Below are 15,832 nucleotides of genomic sequence, written 5' to 3' on the forward strand. Positions count from 1 at the left end.
CGTGCTCAGCTGTCGATCATGCGCATCGCCGTTTCCAGGCTGCGTCGCATGCGGTTGAAGGAGGCGCCGAGCACTGACACCTCGTCGCGTCCGCCGTCGCCGAATTCCGGCACCGAGAAATCACCGGTGCTGATGCGGTCGGCGGCGGCCGACATGCGCGCGACCGGGCGGATGATGAGCCATTCCAGCATCAGGTTCAGCGCCACCATGACGAACACGAATACACCCACCAGCGAGGCCATGAAGGTGGTGAAGGCGCGGTCGGCGTTGCTCACCGGCACCGTCATCGGCACCGACACCACCTGGGCGCCGATGATTTCGTTCATCTTCCAGCCGAAGCCGTTCGCTTCGCCATACACCTTCACCATGCTCGGCGGCGCGGTCGCCGGCGTGTTGTGACAGGCCAGGCAGGCCGGATTGGTGATCTGGATCGGCCGCGCGATATACATGTGGCGACCGGTCGGCGTGTCGCGTTCGCCGGTCAGCTCCTTCACGTCCATCGCGTTGCGGAAGCTGGCCACCAGGTCGGCTTCCCAGTCCGACGCGCGGTCGCGCGGGTTGGACGGGTTCAGCGTCGCTTCCTTGTAGGCGTACTCCGGGTGGTTCTTGCGCAGCTCGTTCAGCGTTTCAGTCGCTGCATAGGCCGGCACCGTCTGCGGCAGGAACTGCTCGGCCAGCATCGGATCGAGGTGGGGCTTGATCTGGCTCACCGTGTAGGCGCGGATGGCGAGCGCGGTTTCCATCATCAGCCGGGCGTTGCGCTCGACCTCGGCGCGTGCGTTGTCATGCAGCAGCCGGTGCGACAGCGCCGCACAGGCGGCGAGGCCGATCGCGAACACGCCGATCAGCACGAGGTTGAATTTGAGTCTGAGTCCCATCGCAGGCACCGGTCAGTTTTTTGCCGCGGCCTCTTGCGGGGCCGCTCTGATTGCGGCCCGATTGTAAGTCATTGACGGGATTGCAAGGAATTGTGTCAGCGCAGGCAGGCGCAGCCTGTCACGCTGCCGGGCTCCGGTTCATCCACCACCAGGCGATCGCGGCGATCGACGCCGCCCACAGCAGCAGGATGAAGATGCCAGCCGCCCAGTTGGCCGGCAGCTTGCCGGCACGGGCGCGGGCGCGCGCCGCTTCCATCACGTCGGGCGGGATCATGCGCACCGCCAGCCAGATGCCCAGCGGCAGCAGCACCACCTCGTCCAGCATGCCGAGCACCGGGATGAAGTCCGGAATCAGGTCGATCGGGCTGGCCGCGTAGGCGAGCAGGAAGAGCAGCAGGATCTTGGCGCGGCGCGGCGTGCGCGTGTCCTGCGCGGCGACGGCGAGCGCCATCACCTCGAGCTTGATCGCGCGTATGCGCTCCTTCAGTCCGGATCCGGTCATGATGGCCTGCAATTTGTTGTGATCGATTTGCATTCAATCAAACCACAAAAACGCCTTGTCCGTCAGCCAAGTACTGTCACACAACGGCCAGGGCCTCTGGCTCAGAGCAGCACGATGTCGAACTGCTCCTGCGAATAGCTCGACTCAGCGTGCAGCGAAATCGGCTTGCCGATGAAGTCCGACAGCATGGCGAGCGCCTGCGACTCTTCTTCGAGGAAGAGGTCGACCACCTTGGGGTGGGCCAGGATGCGGAATTCGCGCGCACTGAACTGGCGTGCTTCGCGCAGCAGTTCGCGCAGGATGTCGAAGCTCATGGTCTGCGCGGTCTTCACTTCGCCGCGGCCGCCGCAGGTCGGGCAGGGTTCGCACAGCACGTGGGCAAGCGATTCGCGGGTGCGCTTGCGCGTCATTTCGACCAGGCCGAGCGAGGTGAAGCCGCTGACCGAAATCTTCGTGTGGTCGCGGCCCAGCGCCTTGTGCAGTTCGGCCAGCACCTGGGCGCGGTGTTCCTCGCTTTCCATGTCGATGAAATCGATCAGGATGATGCCGCCAAGGTTGCGCAGCCGCAGGTGGCGGGCGATCTGGTGCGCCGCTTCCAGGTTGGTCTTGAAGATGGTTTCGTCGAAATTGCGTGAGCCGACGAAACCGCCCGTGTTCACGTCTATCGTCGTCATCGCCTCGGTCTGGTCGAAGATCAGGTAGCCGCCGGACTTCAGATCGACGCGGCGCGCCAGCGCCTTCTCGATTTCCTCCTCGACGCTGTGCAGCTCGAACAGCGGGCGCTCGCCGGTGTAGTGCTCCAGCAGCTTGGTCAGCTGCGGCATGTATTCCTCGGCGAAACTGCGCAGCTTCACGTAGTTCTCGCGCGAGTCGACCTGGATGCTCTGCGTGTCGGCGCAGGCGAGGTCGCGCAGCACGCGCTGCGCCAGCGTCAGATCCTCGAACACCAGCGTGGGCGGCTTGGCGGTCTTCGCGCGATTCCGTATTTCCTGCCAGGTCTTGCGCAGGTAGGCGATGTCGGCCGCCAGCTCCTCGTCGCTGGCCGATTCGGCCATGGTGCGCACGATGTAGCCGCCCGGGTCCTCCAGCGGCAGCAGCGCGTGGATGCGCGCGCGCAGCGCCTCGCGCTCCTCGGTCGATTCGATGCGCTGCGAAATGCCGACGTGACGGTCCTGCGGCAGATGTACCAGCAGCCGGCCGGCGATGCTGATCTGCGTCGACATGCGCGCGCCCTTGGTCCCGATCGGGTCCTTCAGCGCTTGCACCAGCACGCTCTGCCCTTCGGTCAGGATGCGTTCGATCGGCTTCGGCGGCTCGCCGTTCTGGCGCGCTTCCCAGATGTCGGCGACGTGCAGGAAGGCGGTGCGTTCGAGGCCGACGTCGATGAAGGCCGACTGCATGCCGGGCAGCACGCGCACGACGCGGCCCAGATAGATGTTGCCGACGATGCCGCGCGCGCTGCTGCGCTCGATGTGCAGTTCCTGCACCGCGCCCTGCTGCAGCAGGGCGACGCGCGTTTCCTGCGGCGTGAAGTTGATGAGGAACTGGTCGTTCATGGTGCGGACCGGAAAGTGGGAAGTCGGATCAGATGTCCATGCCAAAGCGGCGCAGCAGCTGCCAGGTTTCGTTCAGCGGCAGGCCGACGATGCCGGTATAGGAACCTTCGACGTGCTCGACGAAGGCGCCGGCGCGGCCCTGTATGCCGTAGGCACCGGCCTTGTCCATCGGTTCGCCGCTGAGTACATAGCGTTCGATGTCGCGCGGCTCGAGTTTCGCGAAGCGCACGGTGGAAATGGACAGCGCGTGCTCCAGCCGCCGGCTGTCGCTGACGGCGACCGCGGTGAGCACGCGGTGCGTGCTGCCGGACAGGCGGGTGAGCATGGCAGTGGCGTCGGCGGCGTCGGCCGGCTTGCCGAGGATGTCGCCGTCGATCTCGACCGTGGTGTCGGCCGACAGCACCAGCCCGGCCGACATGCGCCGCCAGGCCAGGCGCTGTTCGCCGCCCAGCGCCTTGGCGCGTGCGACGCGCACGACATAGGTTTCGGCGTCCTCGCCGTCGCGCACGTCTTCAGATACGTCGATGTCCTCGCGCGGCAGTCCGCGGAAGGGCAGCATCAGGAAACTCAGGCCGATCTGGGTGAGCAGTTCACGCCGGCGCGGGCTGCGCGAGGCGAGATAGAGGACGGGCGGAACGGTGTTCGAAAGGCTCATTCTCGGTGATAGGGGTGATTGGCTTCAAGGCTCACCGCACGATACAACGCTTCGGCCAGAAGCAGGCGGGCCAGCGCGTGCGGCAGCGTCAGGCTCGACAGGCGGATCAGCTCGTGCGCGCGCGACTTCAGCGCCGGCGACAGGCCGTCTGGCCCGCCGATGAGGAGCGCGACGTCGTCACCGTCGGCGCGCCAGCGACGCAGCCGCGCGGTCAGCGCGACGGTCGTCAGGTCGTCGCCACGCTCGTCGAGTGCGACGATGCGGGCGCGCGGCGGGATGGCCTGTTCGATGCGTGCCCGTTCGGCTTCGATCAGCACCTCGACCGGCTTGCCCTGGGTGCGCGGTTCGGCTTTCACTTCGACGATCTGCATGGCCGAGTCGCGCGGCATGCGGCGGGCGAATTCCTGCACGCCAGCATCGACCCAGTCGGGCATACGGTGCCCGACGCAGATCACCAGCAGTTTCAACGCGCCGCCGTTCCGCGTGCGCGGGCCGCGGCCGACTTGTCGGTCGACGGCTTGGCCGAGCCGGACCACAGCTCTTCGAGGTTGTAATAGGCGCGTACCGCCGGCTGCATCACGTGCACGACCAGGTCGCCGAGGTCGACCAGCACCCACTCGCCGGTGTCCTCGCCCTCGACGCTGATCACCGTGCCGCCGGCTTCCTTCACCTTCTCCTGCACGTTGCGCGCGAGTGCGCGCGTCTGCCGGTTGGAGTCGCCGCTGGCGATGACCAGGCGGTCGAACAGCGCGTTGAACTTCGAGGTGTCGATCACTTCGATGTCCTTCGCCTTGATGTCTTCCAGCGCGTCGATGACCAGCGCCTGCAGTGCATTGATATCCATGTAAAGCCTTCAGTAGAGCCGGTTAAGGCGGATGTATTCGAATACTTCGTCGGGCAGCAGGTAGCGGCAGCGCTCGCCGCGCGCCAGCCGTGCCCGGATGTCGGTGGCCGACACCGCCAACGGCGTCATGTCGAAACGTACGATGGCGCCGGACGGGCGCTCGCGCAAGGCCTGCGCATCACGTCCGCCGCGTACCGCCAGTTCGGCTGCCAGCGCCGGGTCCAGCGCCGCGGCATCGACCACCTGGCCGGCCCGGGTCGCCAGGCCGATATGGGCCAGCGCGAACAGCTCGCGCCAGCGGTGCCAGGTGTGCAGCAGGCTGAACGCGTCGGTGCCGAGTATCAGCACCAGCGGCAACGCGTCGCCCAGTTCGGCGCGCAGCGCGGTCAGCGTGTCGACCGTGTAGCTCGGCCGGCCGGACGCTACTTCGCGGCCGTCGACCTCGAACGCCTCGTTCGACGCTACGGCCGCCTCGACCATGGCCAGTCGGTGCGCCGGCGAGGTCTGCGGCGCCGCGCGGTGCCAGGGCTGACCGGCCGGAATCCAGCGCACGCGCCCGAGCTGCAGTGCTTCGCGCGCCTCTTCCGCCAGTCTCAGGTGGCCGACGTGCACCGGGTCGAAGGTGCCGCCGAACACGCCGAGCGGCGGCGCTTCACTCATCGGCGGGCTCGGGCGCCGGCTGCTCGCCCGGCGCGAACACCTGACGGAAGCTCACGTACAGGCTGGCGGCCAGCGTGGGCACCAGCACGAACAGCAGGGCGATGCGCAGCAGGAAACGCAGCGCACTGGCGAGACTGCCGTCGCCACCGAGCACCTGCACCACCAGCATCGGCAGACCGACGCCGAGCAATGCCGCGCCGGCGAAATAGACGATGAAGGCGCCGGCGTTGCGCAGCACGGCGACCGCCCCGAAGAACAGCGACTTGCCGAGCGGCATGTTCTGCGTCGCGATCAGGTAGGGCGGGAACCACATGATCAGGATGAGCGGCAGCACCAGCGGCAGCAGCTGCATCAGCGTGCGCATGAACAGCTCTTCGTCGGCGTCGACCGCGGCACCTTCCGGCATCTGGAAGATGAGCGTGTGGATGAGCACCACCACCAGCGATCCGCCAAGGTGCACGAAACCCAGCTGTACCAGCGTGCGGGCGTTCGCCATCAGCCCCTGCTTCAGGCCGGCGGCGTCGATGTCGCGCTTCTCGTCGAGGATGCGGGCGCCGTTGAAAACGATGACCGACATCACCGGCAGGCAGACCGCCACCAGCACCGGACCGAGCAGCGGCACGATGTTCAGGAACACCATGACCAGCAGATAGGTCATGGTAAGCGCAGTCATCAGCGGCGGGTTGCGGCGGAACAGCGCGAAGCCGCCGCTGATCCAGGACCAGCCGGCGAGTGCGGGCAGCGTGCGCGCCTGCAGGCTCACCGCCATGGCAGTGCGTCACCGGCGCGGATGCGCGCGCGCAGCACGTCGCGGAAGCGGGCCGGATCGTGCGTGTGCACCATCTCGCCGCCGCGCGGCATGTGGAAGTCGTAAAGCCGCGACATCCAGAAGCGCAGCGCCGCGCCGCGCAGCATTGCCGGCCAGGCGCGGTACTCGGCGTCGGACAGGGGGCGTTCGGCGTGGTAGGCCTTGATCAATGCGTCGGCCTTGTCCGCCACCAGTTCGCCGGAAGCGTCGGAACACCAGTCGTTCAGCGTCACTGCGAGGTCGAACAGCAGGTAGTCGTCGCCGGCGAAATAGAAATCGATGATGCCGCCAATGCGTTCGCCATCCATCAGGCAGTTGTCGCGGAACAGGTCGGCGTGCACGACGCCGAAGGGCAGGTCCCGGCACAGGCCCTGTTCACGGGCTTCGCGCTGGAAGGCGATTTCGGTTTCGAGCAGCGCGCGCTCGTCGTCCGGCAGGAAGCCGAGCAGCTTCGGCGCGGTTTCGAGCCACCAGCCGTAGCCGCGCGGGTTGTCGAAACGGCGGCCGTAGCTCTGGCCGGCCACGTGCATGGTGGCCAGCATGCCGCCGATGGCGGCGCAGTGCGCCGCGCCCGGTTCCATCTGCGAGCGGCCGGCGAGGCGGGTGGCCAGCATGGCCGGCTTGCCGTGGATCGTGCCAAGGTATTCGTTGTCGCGGTCGGCGATCGGCGCCGGACAGGGAATGCCGTGGCGCGCGAGGTGCGCCATCAGATGCACGTAGAACGGCAGTTCGGTGCGCGTCAGCTTCTCGAACACCGTCAGCACGTAACGACCGTGCGAGGTGTCGACGAAGTAGTTGGTGTTTTCGATGCCGGCTGGAATTCCCTCCAGCGACACGAGATGGCCGATGGAGTAATTCTTCAGCCAGTCGCGCAGCTCATCTGCGGTGACGGTGGTGAAGACGGACACGAGTCAGAACGGATGGTTGGGCACGCGCCGGCGGCGCGCGCGGGTCAGTCGAACGAGAAGATCACCCACTTCGGCACGCGCAGGCCCGAATCGAGATCGTCATAGCGCGTCATCGCGCCGGAGCCGTTCTCGTCCATCAAGTAGTAGGGCACGCCGTGACGCGGCGTCACCTTGATCATGTAGAGCTTGCCGTTCACGCGGTGCTCTTCCACCGTTTCCTCACCGCGCTGGATGATGGTGATCTGCGGCTCGACAGCCACCTCGCCTTCCAGCGGCTCGGGCGGCGGCGGCGGTTCGGGAATCGGCTGCAGATCGGGCGGACGACCGGCCTGGGCATACACCGCAGGCGCCACACTGCCCAGCGCGGCTGCGAGAACTGCTGCAAAAAGTAGCGGACGCATCGAAAATCCTTCGTAATTCCGGCAGTTTAACAGAGGCAGGGCGGGGGGCAGCGGGGAGAGGCTAGGGGCTAGGGATGAGGGGCTAGCGAACAGGCGCGGCGGTCGCCGCGCGAGATCTTCACTAGCCCCCTAGCCTCTAGTCCCCAGCCCCTGCCTCTCAAAGATTCAACATCGCCTCGTGTTCCTCAGGCAGCGGCATGAAGCTGCGGTTCTCGTAGTGCCGGAATATCGCATCCACGATCTGCGCCGGGTCGTCGATGATCTGCACCAGGTCCATGTCCTCCGGCGAAATCATGCCTTCGGCCACCAGCGTGTTGCGGAACCAGTCGATCAGGCCGGCCCAGAACGGCGCGTGCACCAGGATGACGGGAATGCTGCGGCTCTTGCGCGTCTGGATCAGCGTCAGCGCCTCCATCAGCTCGTCCACCGTGCCGAAACCGCCGGGCATGACGACATAGGCGGCGGCGAAGCGCACGAACATGTACTTGCGGGCGAAGAAGTGCTCGAAGGAGTGCGATATGTCCTGATAGACGTTCGCGTGCTGTTCCATCGGCAACTGGATGTTCAGCCCTACGCTCGGCGACTTGCCGTGGAAGGCGCCCTTGTTGGCCGCTTCCATGATGCCCGGGCCGCCACCGGAAATGACCGAGAAACCGGCGTCCGACAGCTCGCGCGCGACCCGCTCGGTCAGGGCGTAGTACGGATGATCGACCGGTGTGCGGGCGCTGCCGAAGATGCTGACCGCCGGCCGGATCTGCTGCAGCCGCTCGGTCGCCTCGACGAACTCGGCCATGATGCCGAAGATGCGCCAGGCCTCGCGCGCGCTGCTGGTGCGTGCCGCTTCACCGGGGTCGATCATGCCCGGCAGTTTGTCTTTCGCGCTCATGGGAAAAGTATCCGGTGAAAGTGCCCGATCAGGGCGGGTGCGGCGATAATCGCGGGCCGACCGAATGTCCCCACGCGGAATCCGCCATGCCCACGCTGCTGCTCGTCGATGGATCGTCCTATCTTTACCGCGCCTTCCACGCGATGCCGGACCTGCGCAATGCAAAGGGCGAGCCGACCGGCGCGCTGCGCGGCGTCATCAACATGCTAAGGCGGCTGGCAAGCGACTACAAGGCGGACTATCGCGCTGTCGTGTTCGACGCCAAGGGCCCGACCTTCCGCGACGACTGGTATCCGGACTACAAGGGTCATCGCCCGCCGATGCCCGAAGACCTGGCGGCGCAGATCGCGCCGATCCACGAGGCAGTGCGCGCGCTCGGCTGGCCGCTGCTGATGGTCGAGGGGGTGGAGGCCGACGACGTGATCGGCACGCTGGCCGCGCAGGCGACCGAACGCGGCATCGACTGCGTCATATCGACCGGCGACAAAGACCTCGCCCAGCTGGTGAACAAGCACGTGACGCTGGTGAACACGATGAGCGAGGAAAAGCTGGACGAAGCCGGCGTGCTGGCCAAATTCGGCGTGCCACCGTCGGCCATCGTCGACTACCTCGCGCTGATCGGCGACAGCGTGGACAACGTGCCCGGCGTAGACAAGTGCGGCCCGAAGACCGCGGTGAAGTGGCTGCAGCAGTATGGCGGCACGCTGGATTCGGTGGTCGCCAACGCGGCCGACATCGGCGGCAAGGTGGGCGAGAACCTGCGCGCCCACCTCGACTTCCTGCCGCTGGCGCGCAAGCTGCTGACCGTCAAATGCGACGTCGATCTGCCGCAGCCGCTGGAATCGCTGACCTCGGACGGCGAGAACGCCGACGCGCTGCGCCCGCTTTACGAACGCTACGGTTTCAAGGGCCTGCTCGAGGATCTGGCCAAGGGCCCGCGCAAGACGGTGACGGTCAATGCGCCCGCACCGGCCGAGGACGCCGTGCCCTCGACCGCACCTGAAGGCAGCCACCGTGCCGACTACGAAACCCTGCTCGACTGGGCGGCCTTCGAGCACTGGCACGCGAAGCTGATGGCGGCGAAGGTGGTGTCGCTGGACACCGAAACCACCAGCCTGGAGCCGATGGAAGCGCAGCTGGTCGGCATGAGCTTCGCGCTGGAACCCGGTGTGGCCGCCTATCTGCCGCTGGCCCACGTGTACCCGGATGCACCGGCCCAACTGCCACGCGACGAGGTGCTGGCGAAGCTCAAGCCCTGGCTGGAGTCGGTGACGCACGGCAAGCTCGGCCAGAACCTGAAGTACGACCGCCACGTGTTCGCCAACCACGGCATCCGGCTGGCCGGCGTGGTCGATGACACGCTGCTCGAAAGCTATGTGCTGGAAGCCGATCGCAACCACAACCTCGACACCCTGGTCACCCGCCACCTCGGCCTGAAGGTGATCAGCTACGACGAGGTGACCGGCAAGGGCGCGGCGCGCATCGGCTTCGAACAGGTGGCGATCGACCGCGCTTCTGCCTACGCCGCCGAGGACGCCGACGTGACGCTGCGCGTGCACGAGGTGCTGGCGCCGCGCATCCAGGCAGACAGCAAGCTTGCATATATATATCGCGACATCGAACTGCCGGTGTCCGACATCCTGTTCCGCATGGAGCGCACCGGCGTGCTGCTCGACAGCGCCTCGCTCGCCGCGCAGAGCAACGAACTGGGCCAGAAGATGCTCGAACTGGAACAGCGCGCGCACACCGCCGCCAAGCAGCCGTTCAACATCAATTCGCCGAAGCAGCTGGCGGAAATCCTGTTCGAGCGCGAAAAGCTGCCGGTGGTCAAGAAGACGCCGTCCGGCACGCCGTCGACCGACGAGGAAGTGCTGTCGCAGCTGGCACTGGACTACCCGCTGCCGGCCCTCATTCTCGAATACCGCGGCATGGCCAAGCTGAAGGGCACCTACACCGACAAGCTGCCGCGCATGGTGCGTGCCGACACCGGTCGCGTGCACACCAGCTTCGGTCAGGCGGTCGCGGTGACCGGCCGGCTGTCCTCGGTCGATCCCAATCTGCAGAACATTCCGGTGCGCACGGCAGAGGGCCGGCGCATCCGCTCCGCCTTCATCGCACCGCCGGGCCACGTGCTGGTCAGCGCCGACTATTCGCAGATCGAACTGCGCATCATGGCCCACCTGTCGCAGGACGCACGCCTGCTGCAGGCTTTCGCCGACGGCGAGGACGTGCACCGCGCCACCGCATCTGAAGTGTTCGGCGTACCGCCGGACGAAGTGAGCAGCGAACAGCGCCGCTATGCCAAGGTGATCAACTTCGGCCTGATCTACGGCATGAGCGCCCACGGCCTGGCGAAGAATCTGGACATCGAGCGCAGCGCCGCACAGAGCTGGATAGACCGCTACTTCGCGCAGTACCCGGGGGTGGCCCGCTACATGGACGAGACGCGTGCGCTGGCGCGCGAGCAGGGCTATGTCGAAACCGTGTTCGGTCGCCGCCTGCAACTGCCGGACATCCGCGCCCAGCAGGTCGGCCGCCGCCAGGGTGCCGAGCGCGCGGCAATCAACGCACCGATGCAGGGTACGGCGGCCGACCTGATCAAGCTGGCAATGATCGCGGTGGATGGCTGGCTGACGGCCGATGGGCTGAAGACGCGGCTCATCCTGCAGGTGCACGACGAGCTGGTGCTCGAAGTGCCCGAAGCCGAACTGGAACTGGTGCGCGAGCGCGTGCCGGCCTTGATGGAAGGCGTGGCGCAGCTGTCGGTGCCGCTCAAGGTCGAAGCCGGCGTCGGCCGCAACTGGGACGAGGCGCACTGAGGCGCCGCAGCGCGGCGGGCACCTTGCCCGCACGGCTCTCCCTATGCTGGTTCACGCGCACCCGTCGATGCGCCGGCGAGCCGGTTCGCTTCGCTCGCTGCAATCCAGCCGAGGAGAACCGCCATGTCTTCCCTGTATTCAGACCACCATCGCGCACTGCAACAGGCCTACGGCACCACCGGCCTGGCCGAGATGCTCGACACCGGGTGGGTGCATGAGCAGATTTCGGACGACGAGCGCGCCTTCATCACGTCGCGCGACATGTTCTTCCTGTCGACGGTCGATCCCGACGGCAATCCCACGGTGTCGTACAAGGGCGGCCCCACCGGCTTTGTCAAGGTGCTCGACGCGCACACGCTGGTGTTCCCGGGCTACGACGGCAACGGCATGTTCTACTCGGTGGGCAATATCGTCGGCCAGTCGCGCGTCGGCCTGCTGTTCATCGATTTCGAGAACCCGCACCGCGTGCGTGTGCAGGGCAGCGCCGAATTCCTCGCCGACGATCCGCTGCTGGCGGACTACGACGAAGCCAAGTATCTGGTGCGCGTAACGGTCAGCAAGATCTGGGTGAATTGTCCGCGCTACGTCCATCGCTACCGCAAGCTCGAACAGTCGAAGTACGTGCCGAAGGCGGAATGCACGACGCCGCTTGCCTCGTGGAAGCGGCTGGACATGGTGCAGGACGTGTTGCCGGAGCACGAACGCCGGCAGGCGATGCAGGAAGGTCTGCTGGATCTCGCCACCTACGAGGCAAAAGTGGCGCGCGGCGAGGGCTGACGCGGCCGGCCTTGAATTCGGGCCAGCGGCATGCACAATGCGGGGCCTCGCACTGGAATCCCCCGCAATGCATGCGCCGACGGTCGGCACCGATGCCCTCTCCCGCGCCGACCGGCACGACGTCGCTTCGCGCCTCGCGATATTCGACACGCTGAAGGCAGTCGCGTCGCAGCTCATCGTGCTGCATCACCTGGTCGCCTACGGTCCGCTGGCGGAGGCCTTCCGCAGCCGCTTTCCTGCTCTGTCCGACTGGCTCTACTACGACGGGCGGCTGGCGGTTCAGGTGTTCTTCGTCATCGGTGGCTTCCTCGCGGCCCGTGCGCTGGCGCCGGCGCTGCAGCCGCGACCGCTGTCGCTGCCGGCGGTGCTGTGGAAGCGCTATCGCCGGCTGGCATTGCCCTGCATGGCGGCCGTGCTGATCAGCGTCGTCTGCGCCGCGATTGCCCGCGCCCTGATCGACGACCCCAGCCTGCCCGGTACGCCCTCGGTCGGTCAGCTGCTCGCGCACGCACTGCTGTTGCAGGACATCGTCGGCGTCGAGGCGCTGTCGGCCGGCGTCTGGTACGTGGCGATCGACTTCCAGCTGTACGCGATGGCGGCGCTGCTGGTCTGGCTGGCCTCGCGCACCGGCCCGACGCGCCACGCCGTCGTGCTCGCCGCGATCACCGCCGGCGTTGCCGCCGCGTCGCTGTTCGTGATCAATCGCGATACCGGGTGGGACGTCGCCGGTCCTTACTATTTCGGTGTCTATGCGCTGGGGGCTGCCGCCTGCTGGTTGTCCAGACCGGGCCGCTCGCTGCTGTGGGGCGTGGCGGTCGCCGCCGCCGTGCTGCTGGCGCTGACCCTCGAACACCGCGAACGCGTTGCTTTCGCCGGCTGCGTGGCACTGCTGCTGTGGGGCGGCCTGCGCAGCGGGCTGCTGGCGCGCTGGCCCGACATTCCGGCGCTCGCCTTCCTCGGCCGGATCTCGTTCTCGGTCTTCCTGATCCACTACCCGGTGGCCATGCTGGTGAACGCCGTCGTCACCCGTCTGTGGGGCGCCACGCCGGACACTGCGCCCGCGGCGCTTGTCTTCGCGTGGGCGGCCAGCGTGGCGGCCGGTGCGCTGTTCCATCGCCAGGTCGAACGGCGCTGCGCTGGCTGAACCACCGACGCGCGTGAAACCACGTCGCCCGGCCGCTGTCTTCGCTTCGGCCCGGTGCCCGGGCAACACTGCGCAGCCCGGCCGTCCGCTGCCGTGCTTCGCCTCCGTGCCCACTTCGATAGGGATCTCATGACCGCTGCCGCACCGGAACACGATGACGTCGTTTTCGACGGTCGCCCGCTCGACATCGAGGCGATCGCCGGCATCGCCGACGGCAGGCGTCGCGCCGTGCTGTCGACCGAGACCGCCTTCCGCGGCCGCATCGACGCCGGCGCCCGCGTCGTGCTGCAGCTGCTCGCCGACGACGGCGTGATCTACGGCGTCACCACCGGCTACGGCGACTCGTGCACAGTGGCGGTGCCCGCCGCGCAGGTGACGGAGCTGCCTCATCACCTCTACACCTATCACGGCGTCGGCATGGGACGCCTGCTGGAGGCCGACGAGACGCGCGCGGTGCTGGCCGCGCGGCTGGCCTCGCTGTGCCAGGGCATGTCCGGTGTGCGCTACGCACTGCTGCAGCATCTGGCGGCGCTGCTGGAGCACGATATCCTGCCCTGCATTCCGGCCGAAGGGTCGGTCGGCGCCAGCGGCGATCTGACGCCGCTGTCCTACGTCGCCGCCGCGCTGTGCGGCGAGCGCGACGTGCTGTGGCGAGGGCGGCGCATGCCGGCGCGCGAGGCGCTGGCCGAAGCCGACATCCAGCCGCTGTCGCTGCAGCCGAAGGAGGGACTCGCCATCATGAACGGCACCGCCGTCATGACCGCGCTGGCCTGTCTCGCCTGGCAGCGGGCGCGCCGCTGCAGCCGGGTCGCCACCCGCCTGACCGCGCTGAACGTGTTCGCGACCGCCGGCAACCCGCACCACTTCGACGCATTGCTGTTCGCCGCCAAGCCGCATCCGGGACCGCAGGCGGTGGCGCGCCGGCTGTGTCGCGATCTCGCCTGCGACGCCGGCACGGCACGCAATCCGGCACGGCTGCAGGACCGCTACTCGCTGCGCTGCGCGCCGCACGTGATCGGCGTGCTCGAAGACGCGCTGCCCTTCACGCGGACGCTGATCGAGAACGAACTGAACAGCGCCAACGACAATCCGCTGATCGACCCGGACAGCGGGCGCGTGCTGCATGGCGGACATTTCTACGGCGGTCACGTCGCGTTCGCGATGGACAGCCTGAAGACCGCGGTCGCCAATGTGCTCGACCTGCTGGACCGCCAGCTCGCGCTGCTGGTGGACAGCCGCTTCAGCCACGGCCTGCCCGACAACCTGACCGCCGCCACCGGCGAACGTGGCGCACTGAACCACGGCCTGAAGGCGCTGCAGATCGCCGTGTCGGCGTGGACCGCCGAGGCGCTGAAGACCACCCTGCCGGCGTCGGTGTTCTCGCGCTCGACCGAATGCCACAACCAGGACAAGGTGAGCATGGGCACGATCGCCGCGCGCGACTGCCTGCGCGTGCTCGAACTGGGCGAACAGGTGCTGGCGGCGATGCTGGTGTCGGCCCGGCAGGCGGTCGCGCTGCGCGGCCGCATCGACGCCGGTGCGCTGCCGCCGGTGCTGGCGCACACCCAGTCGTGGCTCGAGTCCTGCATTCCGCTGGTGGTCGAGGACCGCGCGCTGGACCATGAACTGACCCGGCTGGTGGGCGTGCTGCGCACAGGCAGCGCAGCAGACGTGCTGGAGTCGGACGGATGAGCGCCCCTTGGCACGCCGACGGCCCGGCGCTGGAACGCGTGCTCGCCGACCTGATCGCCGACGAGGTGCGACGGCTGCGGCCCGGCGGCTCACCGCTGCCGCCGCAGCCGTGGTCGGCGTCGATGGCGTTCGACGACAGCGGTTTCGGGCTCGATTCGCTGGAGCGCTATACGCTGGCCGCCGCCATCGCCGAACTGCTGCAGCTGCACGACAGCACGGTGATCGATGCGCTGCCGGCGGCGAGTACTTTCGGTCAGTACTGCGCGCTGGCCCGCGAAGGCCTCGCGCAGGATGGCCGCCGCCTGACCTTCCGCACGTCCGGCAGCACCGGCATGCCGAAGGCGTGCGCACACGCGCTGGCAATGCTGGAGGAGGAGGCCGATGCGCTGGCTGCCCACATCGGGCCGCGCCGGCGGGTGCTGGTCGCGGTGCCGGTCCATCACATCTATGGCTTCATCTTCGGCGTCCTGCTGCCGCCCCGGCTGGGCACGCACGATGTCGTCGATGTGCGGCCGCTGCCGCCGCAGGCGCTGGCCGCCCGGCTGCAGCCGGGCGATCTGCTGGTGAGCCATCCGGCGCACTGGTCGCTGCTCGCCCGCTTCGGTCCGCAGCTGCCTGCCGACATCATCGGTAGCAGCTCTACCGCGCCCTGCCCGGATGTGCTGGCCGATGCGCTGTGCGCGCAGGGGCTGGCGCGTCTGCTGCAGATCTATGGCAGTTCGGAGACGGCCGGCATCGGCTGGCGCGACGCCGCTGGCGCGCCCTACGCGCTGATGCCGCACTGGCGCCGCGCGGTGGCCGACGACGCGGCACTGGTGCGTTCGACGGCGGACGGTGGCGAGCTTCGAGCTGTGCTGCAGGACGTGATCGAGTGGCTGCCCGACGGGTGCTTCCGCCTGGCCGGGCGACGCGACGAAGCGGTGCAGGTGGCGGGCATCAACGTGTTTCCGGCGCGGGTGCGCGACGTGCTGCTCGAACACCCGCTGGTCGAGGCGTGCGCGGTACGCCGCATGTCGCCGACCGAGGGCGAACGCCTGAAGGCCTTCGTCGTGCCGCACGCAGGCGCCACCCCGGCGGCGCTGCTGCCCGCACTTGAAGCGTGGGTGAGGGAACGCCTGTCGGCACCCGAATGTCCACGCGCCTGGTCGTTCGGTGACCAGTTGCCGGTAGACGCCCGCGGCAAGCTGGTCGATTGGCCGATCGCGCCCTCGTTGCCTCCTCAAGTTCGCGGGTGCACTCCCGATAACTGATCCGTTGTCCGGAGTGTCCGCTGCCTCCGCATTGCCATCCGGCGCACCTCAA

Annotated in this window: 16 protein-coding genes; 5 read left to right on the forward strand and 11 right to left on the reverse strand. The window is 67.8% G+C overall.

Translation table 11 applies throughout. From position 1 onward, the window contains the following. Nucleotides 1-5 precede the first annotated feature (5 nt). The 11 genes from WDZ97_RS16545 to WDZ97_RS16595 form a co-directional block, all read right to left on the reverse strand. A complete protein-coding gene (locus WDZ97_RS16545) occupies nt 6-878 on the reverse strand; it encodes a Tll0287-like domain-containing protein (RefSeq protein ID WP_020162973.1) in 873 nt (290 codons plus the stop codon). A 118-nt stretch (nt 879-996) separates the two neighbouring features. After that, nucleotides 997-1,380, reverse strand: a complete 384-nt coding sequence (locus WDZ97_RS16550; protein ID WP_232415935.1) for a YkvA family protein — start codon at nt 1,378-1,380, stop codon at nt 997-999. 101 nt (nt 1,381-1,481) lie between these two features. After that, the gene (gene rng, locus WDZ97_RS16555; RefSeq protein WP_019915852.1) at nt 1,482-2,936 is read right to left on the reverse strand and encodes a ribonuclease G; all 1,455 of its coding nucleotides are present in this window, start codon (nt 2,934-2,936) and stop codon (nt 1,482-1,484) included. A gap of 28 nt (nt 2,937-2,964) precedes the next feature. Next, nucleotides 2,965-3,591: a Maf family protein gene (locus WDZ97_RS16560; protein WP_341422714.1), complete on the reverse strand. Its 627-nt coding sequence runs from the start codon at nt 3,589-3,591 to the stop codon at nt 2,965-2,967. Continuing rightward, entirely contained in the window at nt 3,588-4,058 is a 471-nt protein-coding gene (gene rlmH, locus WDZ97_RS16565; RefSeq protein WP_304004645.1) for a 23S rRNA (pseudouridine(1915)-N(3))-methyltransferase RlmH, read from the reverse strand. The genes WDZ97_RS16560 and rlmH overlap by 4 nt, the downstream gene beginning before the upstream one ends. Then, entirely contained in the window at nt 4,055-4,435 is a 381-nt protein-coding gene (gene rsfS / locus WDZ97_RS16570; RefSeq protein ID WP_019915848.1) for a ribosome silencing factor, read from the reverse strand. Before rsfS ends, rlmH begins: the two co-directional genes overlap by 4 nt. Nucleotides 4,436-4,444: 9 nt before the next feature. After that, nucleotides 4,445-5,095 carry a nicotinate-nucleotide adenylyltransferase gene (gene nadD / locus WDZ97_RS16575; RefSeq protein WP_425763468.1) on the reverse strand — a complete coding sequence of 217 codons (651 nt, stop codon included), beginning with the start codon at nt 5,093-5,095 and terminating at the stop codon, nt 4,445-4,447. Continuing rightward, a complete protein-coding gene (locus WDZ97_RS16580) occupies nt 5,088-5,864 on the reverse strand; it encodes a BPSS1780 family membrane protein (RefSeq protein ID WP_425763469.1) in 777 nt (258 codons plus the stop codon). The genes nadD and WDZ97_RS16580 overlap by 8 nt, the downstream gene beginning before the upstream one ends. Next, entirely contained in the window at nt 5,855-6,811 is a 957-nt protein-coding gene (locus tag WDZ97_RS16585) for a homoserine kinase (RefSeq protein ID WP_425763470.1), read from the reverse strand. The genes WDZ97_RS16580 and WDZ97_RS16585 overlap by 10 nt, the downstream gene beginning before the upstream one ends. Nucleotides 6,812-6,855: 44 nt before the next feature. Continuing rightward, complete coding sequence (locus WDZ97_RS16590) at nt 6,856-7,212, reverse strand: DUF2782 domain-containing protein (RefSeq protein WP_020162979.1); 357 nt, start codon at nt 7,210-7,212, stop codon at nt 6,856-6,858. Between the two features lie 157 nt (nt 7,213-7,369). Further along, entirely contained in the window at nt 7,370-8,098 is a 729-nt protein-coding gene (locus WDZ97_RS16595; protein ID WP_020162980.1) for a TIGR00730 family Rossman fold protein, read from the reverse strand. Nucleotides 8,099-8,184: 86 nt separating this feature from the next. Between WDZ97_RS16595 and polA the strand changes: the two genes are divergently transcribed. From polA to WDZ97_RS16620, 5 genes are all read left to right on the forward strand, one after another. Further along, on the forward strand, nt 8,185-10,917 hold the full coding sequence (gene polA, locus WDZ97_RS16600) for a DNA polymerase I (RefSeq protein ID WP_425763471.1): 2,733 nt from the start codon (nt 8,185-8,187) through the stop codon (nt 10,915-10,917). Nucleotides 10,918-11,040: 123 nt separating this feature from the next. Then, nucleotides 11,041-11,694 (forward strand): pyridoxamine 5'-phosphate oxidase family protein, encoded by a 654-nt coding sequence (locus WDZ97_RS16605; protein WP_304004625.1) that lies wholly within the window; start codon nt 11,041-11,043, stop codon nt 11,692-11,694. 67 nt (nt 11,695-11,761) lie between these two features. Next, complete coding sequence (locus WDZ97_RS16610; protein ID WP_425763472.1) at nt 11,762-12,838, forward strand: acyltransferase family protein; 1,077 nt, start codon at nt 11,762-11,764, stop codon at nt 12,836-12,838. Nucleotides 12,839-12,967: 129 nt separating this feature from the next. Next, nucleotides 12,968-14,530, forward strand: a complete 1,563-nt coding sequence (locus WDZ97_RS16615) for an HAL/PAL/TAL family ammonia-lyase (RefSeq protein WP_425763473.1) — start codon at nt 12,968-12,970, stop codon at nt 14,528-14,530. Continuing rightward, nucleotides 14,527-15,780 (forward strand): AMP-binding enzyme, encoded by a 1,254-nt coding sequence (locus WDZ97_RS16620; protein ID WP_425763474.1) that lies wholly within the window; start codon nt 14,527-14,529, stop codon nt 15,778-15,780. Before WDZ97_RS16615 ends, WDZ97_RS16620 begins: the two co-directional genes overlap by 4 nt. Nucleotides 15,781-15,832 lie beyond the last annotated feature (52 nt).

This window comes from Methyloversatilis sp. MC4-4 (assembly GCF_049843555.1).
In the GTDB taxonomy this organism is placed as follows: domain Bacteria; phylum Pseudomonadota; class Gammaproteobacteria; order Burkholderiales; family Rhodocyclaceae; genus Methyloversatilis; species Methyloversatilis discipulorum_B.

Coding starts and splice junctions, on each gene's coding strand:
- WDZ97_RS16545 (WP_020162973.1), bottom strand. CDS start 878: ATGGGACTCAGACTCAAATTCAACCTCGTGCTGATCGGCGTGTTCGCG.
- WDZ97_RS16550 (WP_232415935.1), bottom strand. CDS start 1,380: ATGACCGGATCCGGACTGAAGGAGCGCATACGCGCGATCAAGCTCGAG.
- rng (WP_019915852.1), bottom strand. CDS start 2,936: ATGAACGACCAGTTCCTCATCAACTTCACGCCGCAGGAAACGCGCGTC.
- WDZ97_RS16560 (WP_341422714.1), bottom strand. CDS start 3,591: ATGAGCCTTTCGAACACCGTTCCGCCCGTCCTCTATCTCGCCTCGCGC.
- rsfS (WP_019915848.1), bottom strand. CDS start 4,435: ATGGATATCAATGCACTGCAGGCGCTGGTCATCGACGCGCTGGAAGAC.
- nadD (WP_425763468.1), bottom strand. CDS start 5,095: ATGAGTGAAGCGCCGCCGCTCGGCGTGTTCGGCGGCACCTTCGACCCG.
- WDZ97_RS16580 (WP_425763469.1), bottom strand. CDS start 5,864: ATGGCGGTGAGCCTGCAGGCGCGCACGCTGCCCGCACTCGCCGGCTGG.
- WDZ97_RS16590 (WP_020162979.1), bottom strand. CDS start 7,212: ATGCGTCCGCTACTTTTTGCAGCAGTTCTCGCAGCCGCGCTGGGCAGT.
- WDZ97_RS16595 (WP_020162980.1), bottom strand. CDS start 8,098: ATGAGCGCGAAAGACAAACTGCCGGGCATGATCGACCCCGGTGAAGCG.
- polA (WP_425763471.1), top strand. CDS start 8,185: ATGCCCACGCTGCTGCTCGTCGATGGATCGTCCTATCTTTACCGCGCC.
- WDZ97_RS16605 (WP_304004625.1), top strand. CDS start 11,041: ATGTCTTCCCTGTATTCAGACCACCATCGCGCACTGCAACAGGCCTAC.
- WDZ97_RS16610 (WP_425763472.1), top strand. CDS start 11,762: ATGCATGCGCCGACGGTCGGCACCGATGCCCTCTCCCGCGCCGACCGG.
- WDZ97_RS16615 (WP_425763473.1), top strand. CDS start 12,968: ATGACCGCTGCCGCACCGGAACACGATGACGTCGTTTTCGACGGTCGC.
- WDZ97_RS16620 (WP_425763474.1), top strand. CDS start 14,527: ATGAGCGCCCCTTGGCACGCCGACGGCCCGGCGCTGGAACGCGTGCTC.